This window comes from Ensifer sp. Root558 (assembly GCF_001427045.1).
GTDB lineage: Bacteria > Pseudomonadota > Alphaproteobacteria > Rhizobiales > Rhizobiaceae > Ensifer > Ensifer adhaerens.
The window spans coordinates 623,695-641,929 of the sequence record NZ_LMGC01000001.1; the positions used below are offsets into that span (position 1 = coordinate 623,695).

18 protein-coding genes are annotated in these 18,235 nt (G+C 63.8%); 10 read left to right on the forward strand and 8 right to left on the reverse strand.

All coding sequences use genetic code 11. The annotated features are described in order from the left end of the window. The first annotated feature begins 128 nt into the window (after nt 1–128). The 4 genes from ccoN to ccoP are packed head-to-tail and all read left to right on the forward strand — an operon-like array spanning nt 129 to nt 3,535. Nucleotides 129–1,757 (forward strand): cytochrome-c oxidase, cbb3-type subunit I, encoded by a 1,629-nt coding sequence (gene ccoN / locus ASD63_RS03135; protein ID WP_034788365.1) that lies wholly within the window; start codon nt 129–131, stop codon nt 1,755–1,757. A gap of 13 nt (nt 1,758–1,770) precedes the next feature. Next, complete coding sequence (gene ccoO, locus ASD63_RS03140) at nt 1,771–2,502, forward strand: cytochrome-c oxidase, cbb3-type subunit II (RefSeq protein WP_034788367.1); 732 nt, start codon at nt 1,771–1,773, stop codon at nt 2,500–2,502. Between the two features lie 12 nt (nt 2,503–2,514). Then, nucleotides 2,515–2,667 carry a CcoQ/FixQ family Cbb3-type cytochrome c oxidase assembly chaperone gene (locus ASD63_RS03145; protein ID WP_034788377.1) on the forward strand — a complete coding sequence of 51 codons (153 nt, stop codon included), beginning with the start codon at nt 2,515–2,517 and terminating at the stop codon, nt 2,665–2,667. A 4-nt stretch (nt 2,668–2,671) separates the two neighbouring features. After that, nucleotides 2,672–3,535: a cytochrome-c oxidase, cbb3-type subunit III gene (ccoP, locus tag ASD63_RS03150; RefSeq protein WP_034788383.1), complete on the forward strand. Its 864-nt coding sequence runs from the start codon at nt 2,672–2,674 to the stop codon at nt 3,533–3,535. Nucleotides 3,536–3,912: 377 nt separating this feature from the next. Here ccoP and ASD63_RS03155 read toward each other — a convergent pair whose 3' ends face one another. After that, nucleotides 3,913–5,466: an MFS transporter gene (locus tag ASD63_RS03155; RefSeq protein ID WP_082572762.1), complete on the reverse strand. Its 1,554-nt coding sequence runs from the start codon at nt 5,464–5,466 to the stop codon at nt 3,913–3,915. A gap of 104 nt (nt 5,467–5,570) precedes the next feature. On the opposite strand from ASD63_RS03155, the gene ASD63_RS03160 reads away from it, so the two are divergent. Continuing rightward, a complete protein-coding gene (locus ASD63_RS03160) occupies nt 5,571–6,374 on the forward strand; it encodes a helix-turn-helix transcriptional regulator (RefSeq protein ID WP_034788385.1) in 804 nt (267 codons plus the stop codon). A 34-nt stretch (nt 6,375–6,408) separates the two neighbouring features. Here the strand turns inward: ASD63_RS03160 and ASD63_RS03165 are convergent, their stop codons facing one another. The 5 genes from ASD63_RS03165 to ASD63_RS03185 form a co-directional block, all read right to left on the reverse strand. Further along, the gene (locus ASD63_RS03165; protein WP_060520627.1) at nt 6,409–7,305 is read right to left on the reverse strand and encodes a hypothetical protein; all 897 of its coding nucleotides are present in this window, start codon (nt 7,303–7,305) and stop codon (nt 6,409–6,411) included. A 361-nt stretch (nt 7,306–7,666) separates the two neighbouring features. Then, nucleotides 7,667–8,020, reverse strand: a complete 354-nt coding sequence (locus ASD63_RS03170; protein WP_034788390.1) for a VOC family protein — start codon at nt 8,018–8,020, stop codon at nt 7,667–7,669. 4 nt (nt 8,021–8,024) lie between these two features. Next, entirely contained in the window at nt 8,025–8,435 is a 411-nt protein-coding gene (locus ASD63_RS03175; RefSeq protein ID WP_034788394.1) for an SRPBCC family protein, read from the reverse strand. Between the two features lie 64 nt (nt 8,436–8,499). After that, nucleotides 8,500–9,333, reverse strand: coding sequence for a helix-turn-helix domain-containing protein (locus tag ASD63_RS34850; RefSeq protein WP_234798743.1), 834 nt, complete (start codon nt 9,331–9,333; stop codon nt 8,500–8,502). Next, on the reverse strand, nt 9,309–10,787 hold the full coding sequence (locus ASD63_RS03185; protein ID WP_090425676.1) for a sodium:alanine symporter family protein: 1,479 nt from the start codon (nt 10,785–10,787) through the stop codon (nt 9,309–9,311). Before ASD63_RS03185 ends, ASD63_RS34850 begins: the two co-directional genes overlap by 25 nt. Nucleotides 10,788–11,014: 227 nt before the next feature. Here ASD63_RS03185 and ccoG point away from each other — a divergent pair, with 227 nt between their 5' ends. The 5 genes from ccoG (at nt 11,015) to gndA (ending at nt 17,149) form a co-directional block, all read left to right on the forward strand. Then, on the forward strand, nt 11,015–12,589 hold the full coding sequence (gene ccoG, locus ASD63_RS03190; protein WP_034788396.1) for a cytochrome c oxidase accessory protein CcoG: 1,575 nt from the start codon (nt 11,015–11,017) through the stop codon (nt 12,587–12,589). Further along, nucleotides 12,586–13,098 (forward strand): FixH family protein, encoded by a 513-nt coding sequence (locus ASD63_RS03195; RefSeq protein WP_034788399.1) that lies wholly within the window; start codon nt 12,586–12,588, stop codon nt 13,096–13,098. The genes ccoG and ASD63_RS03195 overlap by 4 nt, the downstream gene beginning before the upstream one ends. Further along, nucleotides 13,095–15,383 carry a cation-translocating P-type ATPase gene (locus ASD63_RS03200; RefSeq protein ID WP_034788401.1) on the forward strand — a complete coding sequence of 763 codons (2,289 nt, stop codon included), beginning with the start codon at nt 13,095–13,097 and terminating at the stop codon, nt 15,381–15,383. Before ASD63_RS03195 ends, ASD63_RS03200 begins: the two co-directional genes overlap by 4 nt. Then, nucleotides 15,380–15,538: a cbb3-type cytochrome oxidase assembly protein CcoS gene (gene ccoS / locus ASD63_RS03205; RefSeq protein ID WP_034788403.1), complete on the forward strand. Its 159-nt coding sequence runs from the start codon at nt 15,380–15,382 to the stop codon at nt 15,536–15,538. Before ASD63_RS03200 ends, ccoS begins: the two co-directional genes overlap by 4 nt. A 180-nt stretch (nt 15,539–15,718) precedes the next feature. Next, a complete protein-coding gene (gndA, locus tag ASD63_RS03210; protein WP_060528783.1) occupies nt 15,719–17,149 on the forward strand; it encodes an NADP-dependent phosphogluconate dehydrogenase in 1,431 nt (476 codons plus the stop codon). An 82-nt stretch (nt 17,150–17,231) separates the two neighbouring features. Here the strand turns inward: gndA and ASD63_RS03215 are convergent, their stop codons facing one another. Continuing rightward, complete coding sequence (locus tag ASD63_RS03215) at nt 17,232–17,429, reverse strand: hypothetical protein (protein WP_064816996.1); 198 nt, start codon at nt 17,427–17,429, stop codon at nt 17,232–17,234. A gap of 170 nt (nt 17,430–17,599) precedes the next feature. Continuing rightward, nucleotides 17,600–18,055, reverse strand: a complete 456-nt coding sequence (locus ASD63_RS03220; RefSeq protein WP_127889099.1) for a hypothetical protein — start codon at nt 18,053–18,055, stop codon at nt 17,600–17,602. Nucleotides 18,056–18,235: the final 180 nt, after the last annotated feature.

Genomic DNA, 18,235 nt, shown 5'->3' on the forward strand with positions numbered 1-18,235 from the left:
AGGTGACAAAGCCTTGATCTGAATCAAGGCCGGGCTGCCCCGATTCTGACACTTTCGGGCAAGCTGCGGTGACACCCCTCGTTTCGGGGTGTTGTCGCGTGCGTTCGGATAAAGTTGGGGACCCAACCATGAAATACACATTCGAGATGATCCTGCTCGGGGTCGGTGCATTCCTGGCGCTTGTCGGCGCCGGGTTTGCCCAGGACCGGCACTTCGAAGCCCATATGTGGGTGCTGTTCTTCACGCTTCTTGCCGGCACCATCCTCCTGATGCGCCGCATCGAGTTCAGCCCGGCTTCCGCGGGCAGGGCGTCACCGCCGCCACCCCAGTCGGAGTATTTTGACGAGGTGGTCAAGTACGGCGTGATCGCCACCGTCTTTTGGGGCGTCGTCGGCTTTCTCGTCGGTGTCGTGGTTGCACTCCAGCTTGCCTTCCCGGACCTCAACATCGAGCCCTGGTTCAACTTCGGCCGCATGCGGCCGTTGCACACCTCGGCGGTCATCTTCGCCTTCGGCGGCAACGCGCTGATCGCAACGTCCTTCTACATCGTCCAGCGCACCAGCCGTGCCCGCCTCTTCGGCGGCAATCTCGGCTGGTTCGTGTTCTGGGGCTACCAGCTCTTCATCATCATGGCCGCCACCGGCTATCTGCTGGGCATCACCCAGTCGAAGGAATACGCGGAGCCGGAATGGTATGTGGACCTGTGGCTGACGATCGTCTGGGTCGCCTATCTCGCCGTCTTTCTCGGCACGCTGCTGACGCGCAAGGAGCCGCATATCTATGTGGCCAACTGGTTCTACCTCGCCTTCATCGTCACGATCGCGATGCTGCACATCGTCAACAACCTGGCGGTTCCGGTCTCCTTCCTCGGCTCCAAGAGCTACTCGGCCTTTGCCGGGGTGCAGGATGCGCTGACGCAATGGTGGTACGGGCATAATGCCGTCGGCTTCTTCCTGACGGCCGGCTTCCTCGGCATGATGTATTACTTCATTCCGAAGCAGGCCAATCGCCCTGTTTACTCCTACCGCCTGTCGATCATCCACTTCTGGTCGCTGATCTTCATGTACATCTGGGCGGGTCCGCACCACCTCCACTACACCGCGCTGCCCGACTGGGCGCAGACGCTCGGCATGGTGTTCTCGGTCATGCTCTGGATGCCCTCCTGGGGCGGCATGATCAACGGCCTGATGACGCTTTCGGGCGCCTGGGACAAGATCCGTACCGACCCGATCATCCGCATGATGGTCATGGCCGTTGCCTTCTACGGCATGGCGACCTTCGAAGGTCCGATGATGTCGATCAAGACGGTCAACTCGCTCAGCCACTACACCGACTGGACCATCGGCCACGTGCATTCCGGCGCGCTCGGCTGGAACGGCCTCATCACCTTCGGCGCGATCTACTATCTCGTTCCGAAGCTGTGGAACCGCGAGCGTCTCTACAGCGTGCGCATGGTCAACTGGCACTTCTGGCTCGCCACCCTCGGCATCGTCGTCTACGCGGCGGTCATGTGGGTTGCCGGCATCCAGCAGGGCCTGATGTGGCGCGAGTACGACGACCAGGGCTTCCTCGTCTATTCCTTCGCGGAATCGGTCGCGGCCATGGTTCCCTACTACGTGCTGCGTGCCCTTGGCGGCGCACTCTTCCTCGCCGGAGCTCTGCTCATGGCCTTCAACGTAACCATGACCATCCTCGGCCGCGTGCGCGATGAAGCCCCGATCTTCGGTGCGACGCCCGCGCTCAAGGCTGCGGAATAGGAGGGCATAGAGAATGTCCATTCTCGACAAACACGCGACGCTCGAACGCAACGCGACCCTGCTGCTCGTCGGCTCGCTGCTCGTCGTCTCTGTCGGCGGCATCGTGGAAATCGCGCCGCTCTTCTACCTCGAAAACACCATCGAGAAGGTGGAGGGCATGCGTCCCTATTCGCCGCTGGAGCTTGCCGGCCGCGACATCTATGTGCGTGAAGGCTGCTATGTCTGTCACAGCCAGATGATCCGCCCGTTCCGCGACGAAGTGGAGCGCTACGGTCACTACTCGCTGGCGGCGGAATCCATGTACGACCATCCGTTCCAGTGGGGCTCCAAGCGCACTGGGCCGGACCTGGCGCGCGTCGGCGACCGCTACTCCAACGAGTGGCACGTGCAGCACATGATCGAGCCGCGCTCGGTGGTGCCGGAATCGGTGATGCCGAGCTACGCCTTCCTCAAGGCGACGCCGCTCGATGTGAACAACATCGCCGCGAACCTCAAGGCCAACAAGGCGGTCGGCGTGCCCTACACGGACGAGATGATCGACAACGCGCTTGCCGACATCAAGGCGCAGGCAGATCCGAACGCCGACACGTCCGGCGTCGAGGGCCGCTATCCGAAGGCCAAGCTCGGCGACTTCGACGGCGATCCGCAGAAGCTGACGGAGATGGACGCGCTCATCGCTTATCTGCAGATGCTCGGCACGCTGGTCGACTTCTCCACCTATGACGACACCACCGGCTATCGCTAAGGAGACCGCACCATGGAAACCTACACGGCCATGCGCCAGTTCGCCGATAGCTGGGCGCTCCTTGCCATGACGCTCTTTTTCCTGGGCGTCGTCGCCTTCATCTTCCGGCCCGGCGCCAAGAAGGCCGCCGATGATGCCGCAGCCATCCCCCTGAAGGAGGATTAATAGAATGGCGGACAAACACGTCGACGAAATCAGCGGCGTCGAGACCACCGGCCACGAATGGGACGGTATCCGCGAGCTTAACAATCCGATGCCGCGCTGGTGGGTCTATACCTTCTACGCGACCATCGTCTGGGCGGTCGGCTACATGATCGTCTATCCGGCCGTGCCGCTTCTGACCGACGCCACCAAGGGCGTGCTCGGCTATTCGAGCCGCGCCGAGGTGAGTGCGGAGCTTGCCAGCGCCAAGGCAGCGCAGGCCGGCAACATCGAGAAGATCGCGTCGAGCTCGCTCGCCGACATCATGGCCGATCCGCAGCTGCAGCACTTCGCCGTTTCCGGCGGTGCCTCGGCCTTCAAGGTCAACTGCGCCCAGTGCCACGGCTCGGGTGCGGCCGGTTCTGCCGGCTTCCCGAACCTGAACGACGACGACTGGCTCTGGGGTGGGAAGCCCGAAGAGATCTACCAGACGATCGCCCACGGCATCCGCTATAACGGCGACGACGACACCCGCGTCTCGGAAATGCCGTCCTTCGCGGAAATCCTGCAGCCGGAAGAGATCAAGCAGACGGCGGCCTATGTCGTCAGCCTCACCGGCACGCCGTCGGATGCCTCCATGGTAGAGCCGGGCAAGGCGCTGTTTGAGGCAAACTGCGCCTCCTGCCACGGTGCCGACGCCAAGGGCAACCGCGAGTTCGGCGCGCCCAACCTTGCCGATGCGCTGTGGCTCAACGGCTCGAGCGAACAGGCGATCGTCGCCCAGATGAAGGCGCCCAAGCACGGCGTCATGCCCGCCTGGCTACCACGCCTCGGCGACACCACCGTCAAGCAGCTCGCCATCTTCGTGCATTCGCTGGGTGGCGGCGAGTAAGAGGAACGAGGGGCTTGCGGACCTGCCACTCATCCGTAGGTGATGGTGGCGCCCCTCATTCGCCTGCTGGCCCTTCTCCCCGCCGGGCGGGGAGAAGGGCGTAAGCCGCGCTGGCCTCGCCAGGTTAAACGTAAGGTTGGCGATGGAGCCGCCCATCACGTTCTTGAGTGGGCTACCGCTCAGGCTTTTCAGGCTTGATGCCGGGCGGGTGCCCCAGCGTTTCTCTCCCCGCCAGGCGGGGAGAGATGTCCGGCAGGACAGTGAGGGGCAGCTCTCATCCATCCAGTCGAGAAGGCCGCGCCAAATGGCGCGGCCTTTTTCATCTGGAGCGTTTCGTCATTGAGGGAAGATGTCAATGAATTGGCCGACGTGTCCTCTCAAGATCTCGCCTTTTCGCCGACACGCCTTCGCAACGAAACCACGGCAAGCGTCGCCATGATCGCGATGGCGACGGCGCAAACGGCGGCGGCTGCGTTGAAGCCGGTCATGAAGGCGGCCTGGGCTTGCTCCAGCATGCCCGCCGGTAGCTCGGTCGCGACGGATACGGCGCCGGCGAGGCTGTCCGACAGCCTGTCGCCGATCTCGCCGGGGATCAGCGTCTGGCCGGCCATTTCGATGCGGTAGACGGCGGTGGTCAGGCTGCCGAGCGTGGCGATGCCGACGGCAAGGCCGAGTTCCTGCACCACTTCGGAGAGGGCCGAGGCCGTTCCGGCCTTTTCGGCGGGCGCTGCGCTGACGACGAGATCGGTGCCAAGCGCGGCAATGGTTCCAAGGCCGAGATAGACGAGCGCAAATGCGGCGGTTACCAGCCCGACCCCGTATGGCGTATGGCCGAGCTGGGCGAGCAGGAGGTAGCCGACCACGGAGAGCGCCAGCGCCGCTGCGATCACGGGGCCGGGGCCGAAGCGCCTGGCGATGAGCGGTGCGGTGATGCCGGCCAAAAGCATGGCGAGCGCCGAGGGGCCCATTCTCAGGCCCGCCGACAGCGGAGAAAGCCCGACGACAAGCTGCAGATACTGGGTGATGAGCAGCATCGTGCCGCCGACAGCCGTCAGGCCGATCAGGAGGATCAACAGCGCGGTGCGGAAGGCGCGGTCGGAGAAGAGCTCGAGGTCGATCAGCGGGCTTCGAAGCCGGCGTTGTCGCCGGATGAAGAGGAGCGTGGCGACGAGGCCGACGGTCAGGCCGAGGGTGGCGCCGAGCCCAAGGCCATCCTTGGCGATCTGCTTGATGCCGTAGACGATGGGCAGCAGCCCCGCCAGCGACAGCGCCACACTGGCCATGTCCAGGCGGTCCGATTGCGGGGCACGATATTCCGGCAGCAGAAACGGCGCGACGATGAGCAGCAGCCCGACGATCGGCAGTGCGACGAGGAAGGCAGCCCCCCACCAGTAACGTTCGAGCAGGATGCCGCCGACGATCGGCCCCGCGGCCATGCCGAGCGCGAACATGGTCGCCCAGACGCCGATCGCAAGCGCGCGCTGGTGCGGGTTCAGGAACATGTTGCTGATCAGCGCCAGGGTCGGCGGCATCAGCGTTGCGCCGGCAACGCCGAGTGCCGCGCGTGCACTGATCAGCATGGTGGCGCTGGTGGAATAGGCCGAAAGCACCGAGGCGACGCCGAAGGCGGCCGCGCCCAGCATCAGGAGCTTGCGGCGACCGATGCGATCGCCGAGCGTTCCCATCATGATCAGAAAGCCCGCGATCATGAAGCCGTAGGCGTCGACGATCCAGAGCGCCTGGGTGCTGGTGGGCTTCAGATCCGCCGCGAGCGCCGGCAAAGCGAGATGCAGCAGCGTCAGGTCGAGCCCGAGCAGGATGGTGGGGAGCGCGAGCAGGGCGAGCCCGGCCCATTCTCGCAGGCCCGCGCGCGTTTCACCCGGATCGGCATGGTCGGTGAGGTGGGATGGTCGGTCGCTGAGAATTGTCAAAAGTGGCCTCCGTCTTCGCTTGGGCTGGTTGCGGAGACCACATCTTCAGGGCACAGTCATCCTGTTACAATTTAAGTAGTTATCCTATTACTGAGAGCAATAGCGTGAACGAACGAAGTCTTGAGCGAAGCAAGAACGAGCTGTCGGAGTTTTTGACGAGACACAGGGCGAAGCTGACGCCGGCCGATGCCGGCCTTGCCTTCACCGGGCGGCGGCGCACCCCGGGCCTCAGGCGGGAGGAGGTGGCAGCGCTCGCCGGTGTCGGGCTCACCTGGTACACGTGGTTCGAGCAAGGGCGCGACATCAAAGTGTCGGAGGCGTTCCTGCTGAATGTGGCGCGAGCGCTGAAGCTCGACGACGCCGAATGCAGCCATCTGTTCCTGCTTGCCCACAAGCGGCCGCCACCGCCGGAGGCACATCATCGCGTCACCGTTTCGCCGCTGATCCAGACGTTGCTGGACGAGCTCACGGTCCGGCCGGCCCATGTGATCAACCTGCGCTGGGATGTCGTTGCCTGGAACGCTGCGGCAGACGCTCTGTTCGGCTTTAGCGCCCGGCAGCCGGAGCTTGGCAATATCCTGCAAATGGTGTTTGCCGATCCCGAGATACGGAGGCGCATGCCCGCCTGGCGCGAGGACGCGCCGAAGCTGCTTGCCCAGTTCCGATACGATTTTGCCGTGGCGCCGGATGATCCGTCGATGCTGGCCCTGGTCGAAAGCCTGAAGGACCTGTCGGCCGATTTCAGGCGCTGGTGGGCAGCGCCTGGCATTGACGAGGTCCGTCGCGGGATCGGGTCCCTGATCGATGCCGGGAGCGGGCGCCTGCGTTTCCGCCACGAGACGTTGGTTGTGGACGAGCACCGGCATCTGCGGATGGTGGTTTACTTCGCCGAACCGGCGCTTGCCTGACGGCGACGCCCGAAGCAGCAGGCGCCGGGCCTTCTTATTCGAGGGCTGCGGCGATGGTGGCGCCGACCACGACGCTCGATAGCGCCGTGCCGAGCAGCAGCGAGGTGTTGACCGGCTTTCTCACGACCGTGCCGAAGTTGAAAAGGTTCATCGGCAGGAGGTGAAAACCGCCGCTTTCCGGCTTGCTCGACGGCGCTTCCATGAAGCATTCGTCGTCGAACCAGATCCAGTCGTCGCGCCAGGTCCAGCAGCCGTGCTGGCGATAAATGTTTGCCACCTGCTCGGCGAAGCCCTTGTCGGCGGGCAGACGGATATAGTCTTGCGGCCTGCGGCTGAAATACTGCATGGCGAGCGGCATGGAGCGCTCGGTGCAATAGTTCGACATCCAGAGCTTGAAGCCGATCTCGTCGCGCAGCCGGTCCAGCACCCGGAAGACCTGGACGTGATCCTCATGGCCGTATTCGCCCCAGGGATTGTGGGTGAAGACGTTCATGTCGGGCTTCAGGAGCGGCAGCAGCGTGCGATAGAGCGTTTCGTAATTGTCCCGGTAAGCCTGGGCGATCGGCCGGGTGGAGTGGCGGAAGCTGCCGGGCATGATCTGCGACAGCGATTTCTTGACGATGCGCTTGGCTTCGCGGCGTGTGCCTTCGGTGCCGAACTCCATTCCGAAGGGACCGGGCTTCGGGTTCGTCCAGTCGGCGCAATCGAAGGAGCCGGTTTCTTCCATTTCCAGAAAGCGCACGTTGCCGCGGGGGTAGGCCTTGATCGCAGCGGCGCGTGCGTCGCCCATCTGCGGCTCCGACCAGATATCGCGGTAAAGGATGATCACCTCGTCGACTTTTCGGAGGATCGAGGTGAACCACAGCAACTCGTCATCGGGATGGGCGCCGATGATGACCGAGTTCTTCAGAAAATCATGCGTGTCGGCCATGCTCTTGCGCGCCCTCGTGTTCGTCGCGCGCAATTCTGACGTGTAGAGATTAAACCGGCGTAAAGCGGGAGCGCGTGTCCACAGGGAATCGGTGCGGTTGCAATGGACCGACTAGCTGCTGGTCAGCCAATGTGACGGCCTCACCAACATCTCCCTCATTTCTGTGCTCGTCACAGAAATCCGGTCGCGCCGCGTCGGCGGCGCGAGAAGGGCGGGTGCCGGCATTTTTATTTGGCATCTCTGCCCTGCAGACGCACGGCCGCTTGATCTCTGTGACGAGCACAGAGATGAGGGACGAGAGGGGAGCGGCCGTTCGCCAGTGTCTAAGGGTCGTTTCAGTGCCGCGCCTTCATGGGCCTGCTTACTGCGCAGACCAGACCGCCAGTTCGTAACCATCCGGGTCGGCGAAATGAAAGCGCCTTCCGCCAGGGAAGGTGAAGATCGGCTTGACGATCCTGCCTCCGGCCTTTTCGACGCGGGCGAGCATATCCTCGAGCTTGTCGGCATAGAGGATGATCAGCGGTCCGCCGCTGCCGACGGGGCCGGTGGTGGTAAAGCCGCCGGTCAGTCGGCCGTCCTGGAATTCGCAATATTCCGGGCCGTAGTCGGTGAAGGTCCAGCCGAAGGCGCTGCCGTAGAAGGCCTTGGTGGCGGCGATGTCGGAGACATTGAACTCGACATAGTCGATGCGGCTGTCGTTGCCCTTGTTACCCATTTTTCTACCTGTCTTCTCCGGATTCCATGATCGATTTCAAGGTGGCGAGATCCTTCGCCACCCAGCCGGCATCGCCGGCAAATTGTTCGGCGCTCATGCCCGGCTGCCGCAGCAGCGTGAACATCACCTCCGCGCCGTCGCCGTTCGGCACGACGCGCAGCGCATTGTGGACCTCTGTGCCGTCTTCCAGCGTGACGAGATGATCGGTGACGCCGAAGGCGTTGTCAGGCGCAAAGCGCACGCGGGCATTACCGAGCGGACCCGGCGCCAGCCAGTGATCACCCTCGCGGGTCAAGCCCGACGACAGGCCGGACGCCCAGCGCGGCATGTTCTCGGGCTTTGCCATGAAGGCATAGACGTCGCGCCAGTCGCGGTCGATGGTGGTGTGAACGATCTTTGCTTCAAGTGTTGACATGCTTTGTTCTCCTGCATGACGGAGTAGCACGGGTCGCCCGACCGGTCTTGAACGAAACGGCCAGTCAGGCCGCCCGCCGGTCACCGACGAGCTGGCGGCGGATTTCGGCGGGTGAGAGCGAGGTCAGCTGCCTGGCCTCGCGCGACAGATGCGCCTGGTCGGCATAGCCGGCATCGAGCGCAAGCAGGCCGAGCGTGGCGGAGGGGTCCCTTTGGCAAGCCCCGAGGAAGCGCTGCAGGCGCAGGATGCGGTCGAGCGTCTTGGCGCCGTAGCCGAAATGCTCGTGGCAGCGGCGCCTCAGCGTCCTTTCACTGGTGCCGGTGATGGTAGCGAGGGCGCGGATGGGGTTGTTGTCGGACGAGCCATGGCTCTGCCGCAGATGGGCGAGGGTGGCGGCGATATCGCCTGATGGCGGCGAGACGGCCGGCAGGCGCTCAAGCACCGCTTCCGTGAGCATCTCGGCGCGGTGGACCGCATCGGGCGCGTCCTCAATCCTGGTTTCGAGTTTGCGCGCGGCTGGACCCCAGAAGGCGTCGAGCGGAACGACCGCGCCGATGATCTGCGAAAGCGATGTGTGCAGGAAGGATGCCGCGATGCCCGGGCGGAAGCGCAGGCCGATGATGTCGGTGCCCGGCGCGAAGACGGGGAAAGCGGCCACCCGGTCAGGCCCGGCAACCGCCAGGCCGTGCCTGGACCAGAGGATATCGACACAGCCGTCGGGCACGACCGCGATGGGTGCGGCCGTCCCCTCCGGCAATTGGTGGCGCCAGAGGCATTCGACATGGCCGACGAGTGCGCCGGGCGCGGCATACTCTCGATAGATACCGCGCCGCTTGGCCAGTGTCGGCTCTGCCGGAGCCGGCTCCGTCTGTCTCAGCGGCCCGTGGGCGCCGTCCATGCCTTGTCCTCCACGCTTCGGACCGTGCCGGCCGCCTCTTGGCGCGACCAGATCTCGCCGTCGATCTGGCCCTGCAGCTCCGGATAGTCGGCCGCATGGAACACCGGGTCGAGACCCTGCCGGCGCTGGGCGAAATAGTCCTTCGTCAGTTTGGCAATGGTACCGGAGAGGAGCACGATGGCAATGAGGTTGATCGTTGCCATCAGCCCCATCGAGGCGTCTGCCGCGTCGAACACGGTGGTGATGCTTTCGGACGCGCCCCAGACGACCATGACGAGCACGGCGCAGCGCATGACCAGAACGCCGACGCGATTGGCGCCGCCGAGATAGGTGAGCGCATTCTCCGCATAGGAATAGTTGCCGATGATCGAGGTGAAGGCGAAGAAGAAGATCGCGACGGCGATGAAGTAGCTGCCGCCCCAGCCGATATGCACGTTCATGGCCGCTTGCGTCAGCTGCGTTCCGGTGACGCCGGAACCGGGTTCCAAGGTGCCCGACAGCAGGATCATGACCGAGGTCGCGGTGCAGATCAGGATCGTATCGATGAAGACGCCGAGCGACTGCACAAAGCCTTGCGATGCCGGGTGATGCGGCACGGGCGTGGCGACGGCCGCGATGTTCGGGGCCGAGCCCATCCCGGCTTCGTTGGAAAACAAGCCACGCTTGACGCCGTTCATCATCGCAGCCGTGACGCCGCCGGCGACACCGCCTGCCGCTTCCTGCAGGCCAAAGGCGCTGGAGATGATCGTCCACAGCACGCTCGGCACGATCGACGCGTTGACGACGAGCACGTAGATCGCGGTCAGGAGATAGGCGATCGCCATGAAGGGCACGACGATTTCGGCGACGCGGGCGATCTGGCGGATGCCGCCGAAGATGACGATGCCGGAGATGGTCGCAACCGCGATACCGACGGCGATCTTGGGCACACCGAACGCACCCTGGACGGCGTCCGCGATGGAATTGGCCTGCACGGCGTTGAAGACGAGGCCGAAGGAGAGGATCAGGCAGACGGAGAAGATCGTCGCCGCCCAGGGCGCGTTGAGGCCGCGGGCGATGTAGAAGGCGGGACCGCCGCGATATTGACCGTTTTCGTTGCGCACCTTGTAGAGCTGCGCCAGCGCGCTTTCCGCATAGGCCGTCGCCATGCCGACGAGCGCCACCATCCACATCCAGAAGGTGGCACCGGGACCACCGAGATAGAGCGCAACGGCAACGCCGGCGAGGTTGCCGGTGCCGACGCGCGAGGCGAGGCTGACGGTCAGCGCCTGGAACGGGCTGATACCGGCCGCATCCTTCGAGCCGCCGCTGCTTAAGACCCGGAACATCTCGCCGAAATGCACGATCTGTGGAAAGCCGAGCCGCAGGGTGAAGTAGATGCCGACGGCGAGCAGGCCGTAGATCAGCACGTAGCCCCAAAAGATCGTGTTCAGAAAGCCGATGATCGTGTCCATGCGGTTCCTCATTGGTATTGCAAGGTGTGGTGATGTGGCGAACCGCGGTGCGGATCGAATGGGAAAGGCCGTTTACTACTTTTGAGCCTGGCATCTCTTTCGAGCGCCTGGACCTTTCGCCGCATGCTGGCGCTTTAGCCCGCAAACTTGACACAGATCAACGTTTTCGGCCGCCAAATCAGGCAAAACGTGGTGCAATACATGACATATCCGGGGATTTCCCACAAATGAGCCCACAATCCGCCGCAAATCCAGCCTCCGTCGAACGTCACGAGGCCGAACCGGTCAATGCGGCGCATGTGCGCAAGCCGCTCTACGAAAAGCGCAAGAAGATCTTCCCGAAGCGTGCCGAAGGCAGCTTCCGCCGCTTCAAGTGGCTGGTGATGCTGGTGACCCTCGGCATCTACTACCTGACGCCCTGGATCCGCTGGGACCGTGGCGAGCATGCGCCGGACCAGGCTGTGCTCGTCGATATCGCCGCCCGGCGCTTCTATTTCTTCTTCATCGAGATCTGGCCGCAGGAGTTCTTCTTCGTCGCAGGCCTGCTCGTCATGGCCGGCTTCGGCCTGTTCCTGGTGACGTCTGCCGTCGGCCGCGCCTGGTGCGGCTATACCTGTCCGCAGACGGTATGGGTCGATCTCTTCCTGGTGGTCGAACGCTATATCGAAGGCGACCGCAATGCCCGCATGAAGCTCGATGCCGGTCCCTGGACGTTCGACAAGATCGTCAAGCGGGTGTCGAAGCACTCGATCTGGATCATGATCGGCATCGCCACGGGCGGCGCCTGGATCTTTTATTTCGCCGATGCGCCGACGCTTTTGAAAAGCTTCGTTTCGCTGGAAGCGCCCATGGTCGCCTACATGACCGTCGCGATTCTCACGGCGACGACCTATGTCTTCGGTGGACTGATGCGCGAGCAGGTCTGCACCTATATGTGCCCGTGGCCGCGCATCCAGGCGGCAATGCTCGACGAAAACTCGCTGGTCGTGACCTATAACGACTGGCGCGGCGAGCCGCGCTCGCGCCACCAGAAAAAGGCCGTCGCTGCCGGGGAGGCCGTCGGCGATTGCGTCGATTGCAACGCCTGCGTCGTCGTCTGTCCGATGGGCATCGACATTCGCGACGGCCAGCAACTCGAATGCATCACCTGCGCGCTCTGCATCGATGCCTGCGACGGTGTCATGGACAAGCTCGGCCGTGAACGCGGGCTGATTTCCTATGCGACGCTCAACGACTATGCCGCCAACATGGCGCTGGCCACCAATGGCGGTACGGCGGCGATCGATCCGGGTCGGGTGCGCAACGCCGACGGCGCATTTTCGGACAAGGTTCGCCACTTCAACTGGAAGATCGTCTTCCGGCCCCGTGTGCTCGTCTATCTCGGCGTCTGGACGCTGGTCGGTATCGGTCTGCTCTATGCGCTCCTGTCGCGCGACCGGCTGGAACTCAACGTGCTGCACGACCGCAACCCGCAGTTCGTCGTCGAATCCGATGGTTCGGTGCGCAACGGCTACATGGTCAAGCTCTTGAACATGATCCCCGAACAACGCACGATCACGCTCGCAATCGACGGGATGCCCTCTGCGACCATGCGCATCGCCGGCCAGGCGGCGGGCGACGGCCGGACCTTCGCCCTCGGCGTCGATCCGGACAAGGTGACGGCAGTCAAGGTGTTCGTGACGCTGCCAAAGGACAAGCTCGGCGAGGCGGACGACGGTTTCAGCCTGATCGTCGAGGATCCGTCGAGCCATGAGCGCGATGTCTACAAGGCCAACTTCAACAGCCCGGGAGCCGCAAAATGACGATAAACCAGGCAGGGGCAAAACAGGCAAAGGCACCGCGGCCCTTCACCGGCTGGCACATGCTCGGCGTCATGGTGCTGTTCTTCGGCACGATCATCACCGTCAATCTGATCATGGCCTGGAACGCCAGCCATAGCTGGAGCGGATTGGTGGTGCAAAACACCTATGTCGCGAGCCAGCAGTTCAACGGCAAGGTGAAGGAAGCGAAGGCCTTTGTCGCCGATGGCCTCGACGGCAAGCTCAGCGTCGAAAACGAGGCGCTGCGCTACACGTTGACGCGCCGGGGCAACCCGGAGATGACTGCCGACAAGGTGGTGGCTGTGCTGAAACGCCCGGTCGAGGAGCATGAGGACGTCACGGTCGAGATGGCGCATCAGGGCGAGGGCGTCTTCGTTGCCGCAACCGCGCTGAAGCGCGGCCAGTGGATCGCCGATATCACCGCAACCTCCGGCGAGACCGTCGTCTACCGCCAGGCCATCCGCTTCATGGTGCCGGGAGCTGCGAAATGAGCTGCTGTGCTCCCGGAACCGAAATGGCTCTGGAGGTCGACAGGGCCGGGCAGGGACTGCCGACAACGGAAGAGCTGTGGTTGATGAGCCGGTCGCTCGGCGGCGGCCTGCGCCAGACGGATTTGAGCGTGCCCGGCGTGCATTGCGGCGCCTGCATTACTACGCTCGAGGGCGCTTTGAAGACACGGCCGGAGGTTGACCGGGCGCGCGTGAACCTTTCGTCCCGGCGCGTGTCGATCATCTGGAAGGAAGAGGTAAATGGCGCCCGTACCGATCCGCGGGAACTGGCGCGGGCCATCCGTTCGCGCGGCTACGAGACCCATCTTTTCGCGCCGGGCGAGGAAGACGGCGATCAGACGCTGAAGAAGCTCGTGCGCGCCGTTGCCGTCTCGGGTTTTGCCTCGGCCAACATCATGCTGCTTTCGGTCTCGGTGTGGTCGGGGGCGGAGGCGGCGACCCGCGATCTCTTTCACTGGATCTCGGCGCTGATTGCCGCCCCGACGCTGATCTATGCCGGACGCTTCTTCTATGCGTCCGCCTGGAACGCGCTGAAGCACGGCCGTACCAACATGGACGTGCCGATTGCGCTGGCGATAACGCTCTCCTATTCGATCTCGCTCTACGAGACGATCACTCACGGCACCCATGCCTGGTTCGACGGCACGGTGATGCTGCTCTTCTTCCTGCTGATCGGCCGCACGCTCGACCACATGATGCGCGGGCGCGCCCGCTCGGCGATCAGCAGCCTGGCGAGGCTTTCGCCGCGCGGCGCCATGGTGGTGGATGCTGACGGCGGACGCGAGTATCGCCCTGTCGACGAGATCAAGCCAGGCGAGAAACTGGCGATCGCTGCCGGCGAGCGCATCCCCGTTGATGGCCGCATCCTCATGGGCACCAGCGATCTCGATCGCTCGATCGTCAATGGGGAGAGCGCGCCGGCGCCGGTCAAGGTCGGCGACGCCGTCGAGGCGGGTACGCTCAACCTCACCGGACCGCTGACGATCGAGGCGATGGCGGCGGCACGCGACTCGCTGCTTGCCGAGATCATGGGGCTGATGGAAGCCGCCGAAGGGGGCAGGGCGCGCTACCGCCGCATCGCCGACCGCGCGGCACAATATTATTCGCCGGCGGTGCATTTGCTGGCTCTGGTCAGCTTCATCGGCTGGATGTTCGTCAACGGCGATTTCCATCATGCGATGCTGGTCGCCGTCGCGGTGCTGATCATCACCTGCCCCTGCGCACTCGGGCTTGCGGTACCTGTCGTGCAGGTGATTGCCGCCGGACGGCTCTTCCAGAACGGCGTCATGGTCAAGGACGGCTCGGCGATGGAGCGGCTTGCCGAGATCGATACGGTGCTGCTCGACAAGACCGGAACACTCACGGTTGGCGAGCCGCGGCTCGTCAATGGCGGGGACATTCAGCCATCGATCCTCGCGACGGCGGCGGGGCTCGCCGTGCATTCGCGCCATCCGCTGGCGATGGCCATTCATGATGCGGCGGCGATCGCGCCCGTCGTCAATGGCGACATCCGCGAAATCCCCGGTGCCGGCATTGAAGCTCAGACGCAAGCCGGTCTCTACCGGCTTGGCAGCCGCGCCTTTGCCTGCGGCGATGCCGGCGAGGCGACCGGCCAGTCGGAAGTGATCCTGTCGCTCGATGGCCGCGAACTCGCCTGCTTCCGCTTCGAGGACCGGCTCAGGCCGTTCGCCCGCGAGAGCATCGAGGAACTTGGACGGCTCGGTCTTTCGACGGGCATTCTTTCGGGCGACCGGGCGCCGGTCGTCTCCGCCCTCGCCAAGCGGGCCGGCATCGAGCGCTTCAAGGCGGAACTGACGCCGCGCGGCAAGGTCGATGAATGTGCGGCCGCCGCTGAGGGCGGTCACCGGGTGCTGATGGTCGGCGACGGCATCAACGACGCGCCGGCGCTGCGCGCCGCGCACGTCTCGATGGCGCCGGCAACGGCCGCCGATGTTGGCCGCCAGGCGGCAGACTTCGTCTTCCTGCACCAGGGGCTGAACGCCGTGCCGATGGCGATCGATACGTCGCGCCGGGCCGGGCGGCTGATCCGCCAGAACTTTGCCCTGGCGATCGGCTACAACGTCATCGCCGTCCCGATCGCGATCCTCGGCTATGCCACGCCGCTGATCGCGGCCGTCGCCATGTCGACCTCGTCGGTGATCGTCGTTGCCAACGCCTTGCGCCTGCGCGCGGCGACCGGCAATGTCACGGAGGTCGCCGAACAGAAGGCACCTGTCACGCTGCGGCCGGTCGGGAGCGCCTCATGAACACGCTGATCTATCTCATTCCCATAGCGCTGTTTCTCGGTGGGATTGGCCTCGCCGCCTTCCTTTGGGCACTGAAGAGCGGCCAATACGAAGACCTCGAAGGCGCCTCCTGGCGGGTGCTCGACGATGGCGATGGCAAGCCTGAAAAGAAGTGATTTCGTCAGTAATCACTTGTCCTTAATCGATTTGAATGCCAAAACAACCTCCGCCGTCGCTTCTCGCGCCTGGGCCTTCGACAGAGCCCCGCGCGAGGGGGCGAAGTTCAATTCGAAGGGCCGGCACAGACGCGTTTATCCCGATCGCGCCCGGCACTTCTGTCCAATGGAGGCAATCACGTGTCACAGGCGGAAATCGGCCTAATCGGTCTCGGCGTCATGGGCTCGAACCTGGCGCTCAACATCGCTGAAAAAGGCAACAAGATCGCGGTGTTCAACCGCACCGTCGAAGCGACGCACAAATTCTACGCGGAGGCCGGCGACCTCCAGGGCCAGATCGTGCCCTGCGACACCATTGAAGAGTTTGTCGCCGCCATCCGCCCGCCGCGCCCGATCATCATCATGATCAAGGCCGGTGAGCCGGTCGACCAGCAGATGGAAATCCTGAAGCCGTATCTCGCCAAGGGCGACATCATGATCGATGCCGGCAACGCCAACTTCCGCGACACGATGCGCCGCTTCGAGGCGCTGAAGGATTCGGGTCTTACCTTCATCGGCATGGGTGTTTCCGGCGGTGAGGAAGGTGCGCGCCACGGTCCGTCGATCATGGTCGGCGGCAAGGAAGAGTCCTGGAAGCGCGTCGAGACCGTGCTGACCTCGATCGCCGCCAAGTATGACAACGTGCCTTGCGTCGCCTGGCTCGGCGAAAACGGCGCCGGCCACTTCGTCAAGACCATCCACAACGGCATCGAATATGCCGACATGCAGATGATCGCCGAAATCTACGGCATCCTGCGCGACGGCTTGAAGATGTCGGCGAGCGAGATTGGCGAAGTCTTCGGCACCTGGAACAAGGGCCGCCTCAACTCCTACCTGATCGAGATCACCGAGAAGGTGCTGAAGGCTGCCGATCCTTTGACCGGCAAGCCGATCGTCGACCTGATCCTCGACAAGGCTGGCCAGAAGGGCACCGGCAAGTGGTCGGTGATCGAGGCGCAGAACATGGGCGTGCCGGCAACCGGCATCGAGGCGGCGGTTGCAGCCCGCAGCATCTCCTCGATGAAGGACGAGCGCGAAGCGGCCGAAAAGATCCTTGGCCTTTCCCAAGTCGGCGAGTTCAAGGTCGCCGACAAGGCAGCCTTCATCAAGGATCTCGAAAGCGCGCTGCTTGCCGCCAAGATCGGCGCCTATGCGCAAGGCTTTGCCGTGATGTCGGCGGCGTCCAAGGAGTTCAACTGGAACCTGCCGATGCCGACGATCGCCAAGATCTGGCGCGCCGGCTGCATCATCCGTTCGCAGTTCCTGGACGAGATCACCACCGCCTTCACCAAGGCGCCTGACGCCGCCAACCTGATCGTGACGCCGGCCTTTGCCGCCATGGTGAAGGACACCGACGGGGCACTGCGCCGCGTCGTCTCGGCCGCAGTACTCGGCGGTCTGCCGGTTCCGGCACTCGCTTCCGCACTCGGCTACTTCGACAGCTACCGCCGCGGCCGCGGCACGGCCAATGTCATCCAGGCGCAGCGCGACTTCTTCGGCGCCCATGGCTTTGACCGCGTCGACGGTGCCGACAGCCATCATGGCCCGTGGGGCAGCGGCCTCAACGCCTGACCGTTCGGGTAATCAGATCAATGCGGGGCGGCCTTCGGGTCGCCCCGTTTTCGTTTGGGCCTCGTTTTGCGTGGACGGGGTGCTAGCCTGTCATCGAGACGGGTACAGATCGTTCTGTGGTTCCCCCGCCGCCTGACGCGGTGGGATTGGAACAGGACTTGATCGGCAGGACGGTGAAAAGCGAGGCAATCATCAGCACAACGATGATCAGCACCAGCCTGTCGGTGAAGGCGGCGCGAAAGATTTGCAGCACGTAGTGTTTCGTCTTCATCGTGCCCACGCGCTTTCATCGCCATCTCATGCTGGATGGCTTGGCTGCACCGTGGACGTCATGCGTCCGTTCATGGGAATGTACGTCAGACGGAAAGCGGCCGAAAGGGCCGATTGTTGCGGGCTGAGGCTTGTGCACCGCGTGACGCCAGTTGTCCTAAAGACCCCTGGCGGGCGCGGCTAGCGCCGAGAAGCGTGGCGGTCGTCGCGGATTCGGCTGCGTTCGCCAGGGCGCTGCGAACCCCGCATCGTTTCGCGCTCATCCGCTCGACGCGGGAATGGCGTAACCGTGTTTGCCGGTGACGAGCTGCGGCGCCGTTGCCGCAGCCTACCCAGCCTCATTGGCGGATCGACAAAGATCACCAGCAGAAAGCCGATGGCCATAAGCAGATAGGCCGGGACACCGGTCGTTGCGCTGCCGACGAAGGCGCAAAGCATGGCGAACGCAAGATAGATGCCGATGGTCAAGGGATTGGACAGGAAGGCCCACGCGCGGTCAGTCAGCCTGTCTTTCCATGCAATTCTCGATGTCATGCCGAACATCACCTGTCTGAAGTGATTGGCAGCTTTTTTGTTTGCTGCGATGGCGCCCCAGCCCGTGCAATATGTGACCGGTGCATGGCGCGGCAATGACACTCAGACCTTTGGCAGCAAGAGTCGGACCAAAGTCCCATCGATTTCACGGCGCGATAAGTTAGGATCGGTGGGCGTTGCCACGGCAGCGCCACAAGAACCTAGTTTTTTCAGTACCGATTTAGAGCAGGGTCGCGTTATGCGTTTGGGTTCTGCTTGCAGGTCCTCGGTCCCGCCGAGGAA

What these genes read in the sequence shown, in the direction of transcription:
- ASD63_RS03170 (WP_034788390.1), bottom strand. Translation starts at nt 8,020, where the DNA reads ATGGGTAACAAGGGCAACGACAGCCGCATCGACTATGTCGAGTTCAAT.
- ASD63_RS03175 (WP_034788394.1), bottom strand. Translation starts at nt 8,435, where the DNA reads ATGTCAACACTTGAAGCAAAGATCGTTCACACCACCATCGACCGCGAC.
- ASD63_RS03145 (WP_034788377.1), top strand. Translation starts at nt 2,515, where the DNA reads ATGGAAACCTACACGGCCATGCGCCAGTTCGCCGATAGCTGGGCGCTC.
- ccoP (WP_034788383.1), top strand. Translation starts at nt 2,672, where the DNA reads ATGGCGGACAAACACGTCGACGAAATCAGCGGCGTCGAGACCACCGGC.
- ASD63_RS03200 (WP_034788401.1), top strand. Translation starts at nt 13,095, where the DNA reads ATGAGCTGCTGTGCTCCCGGAACCGAAATGGCTCTGGAGGTCGACAGG.
- ASD63_RS34850 (WP_234798743.1), bottom strand. Translation starts at nt 9,333, where the DNA reads ATGGACGGCGCCCACGGGCCGCTGAGACAGACGGAGCCGGCTCCGGCA.
- ASD63_RS03195 (WP_034788399.1), top strand. Translation starts at nt 12,586, where the DNA reads ATGACGATAAACCAGGCAGGGGCAAAACAGGCAAAGGCACCGCGGCCC.
- ASD63_RS03185 (WP_090425676.1), bottom strand. Translation starts at nt 10,787, where the DNA reads ATGGACACGATCATCGGCTTTCTGAACACGATCTTTTGGGGCTACGTG.
- ccoG (WP_034788396.1), top strand. Translation starts at nt 11,015, where the DNA reads ATGAGCCCACAATCCGCCGCAAATCCAGCCTCCGTCGAACGTCACGAG.
- ASD63_RS03165 (WP_060520627.1), bottom strand. Translation starts at nt 7,305, where the DNA reads ATGGCCGACACGCATGATTTTCTGAAGAACTCGGTCATCATCGGCGCC.
- ccoN (WP_034788365.1), top strand. Translation starts at nt 129, where the DNA reads ATGAAATACACATTCGAGATGATCCTGCTCGGGGTCGGTGCATTCCTG.
- ccoS (WP_034788403.1), top strand. Translation starts at nt 15,380, where the DNA reads ATGAACACGCTGATCTATCTCATTCCCATAGCGCTGTTTCTCGGTGGG.
- ccoO (WP_034788367.1), top strand. Translation starts at nt 1,771, where the DNA reads ATGTCCATTCTCGACAAACACGCGACGCTCGAACGCAACGCGACCCTG.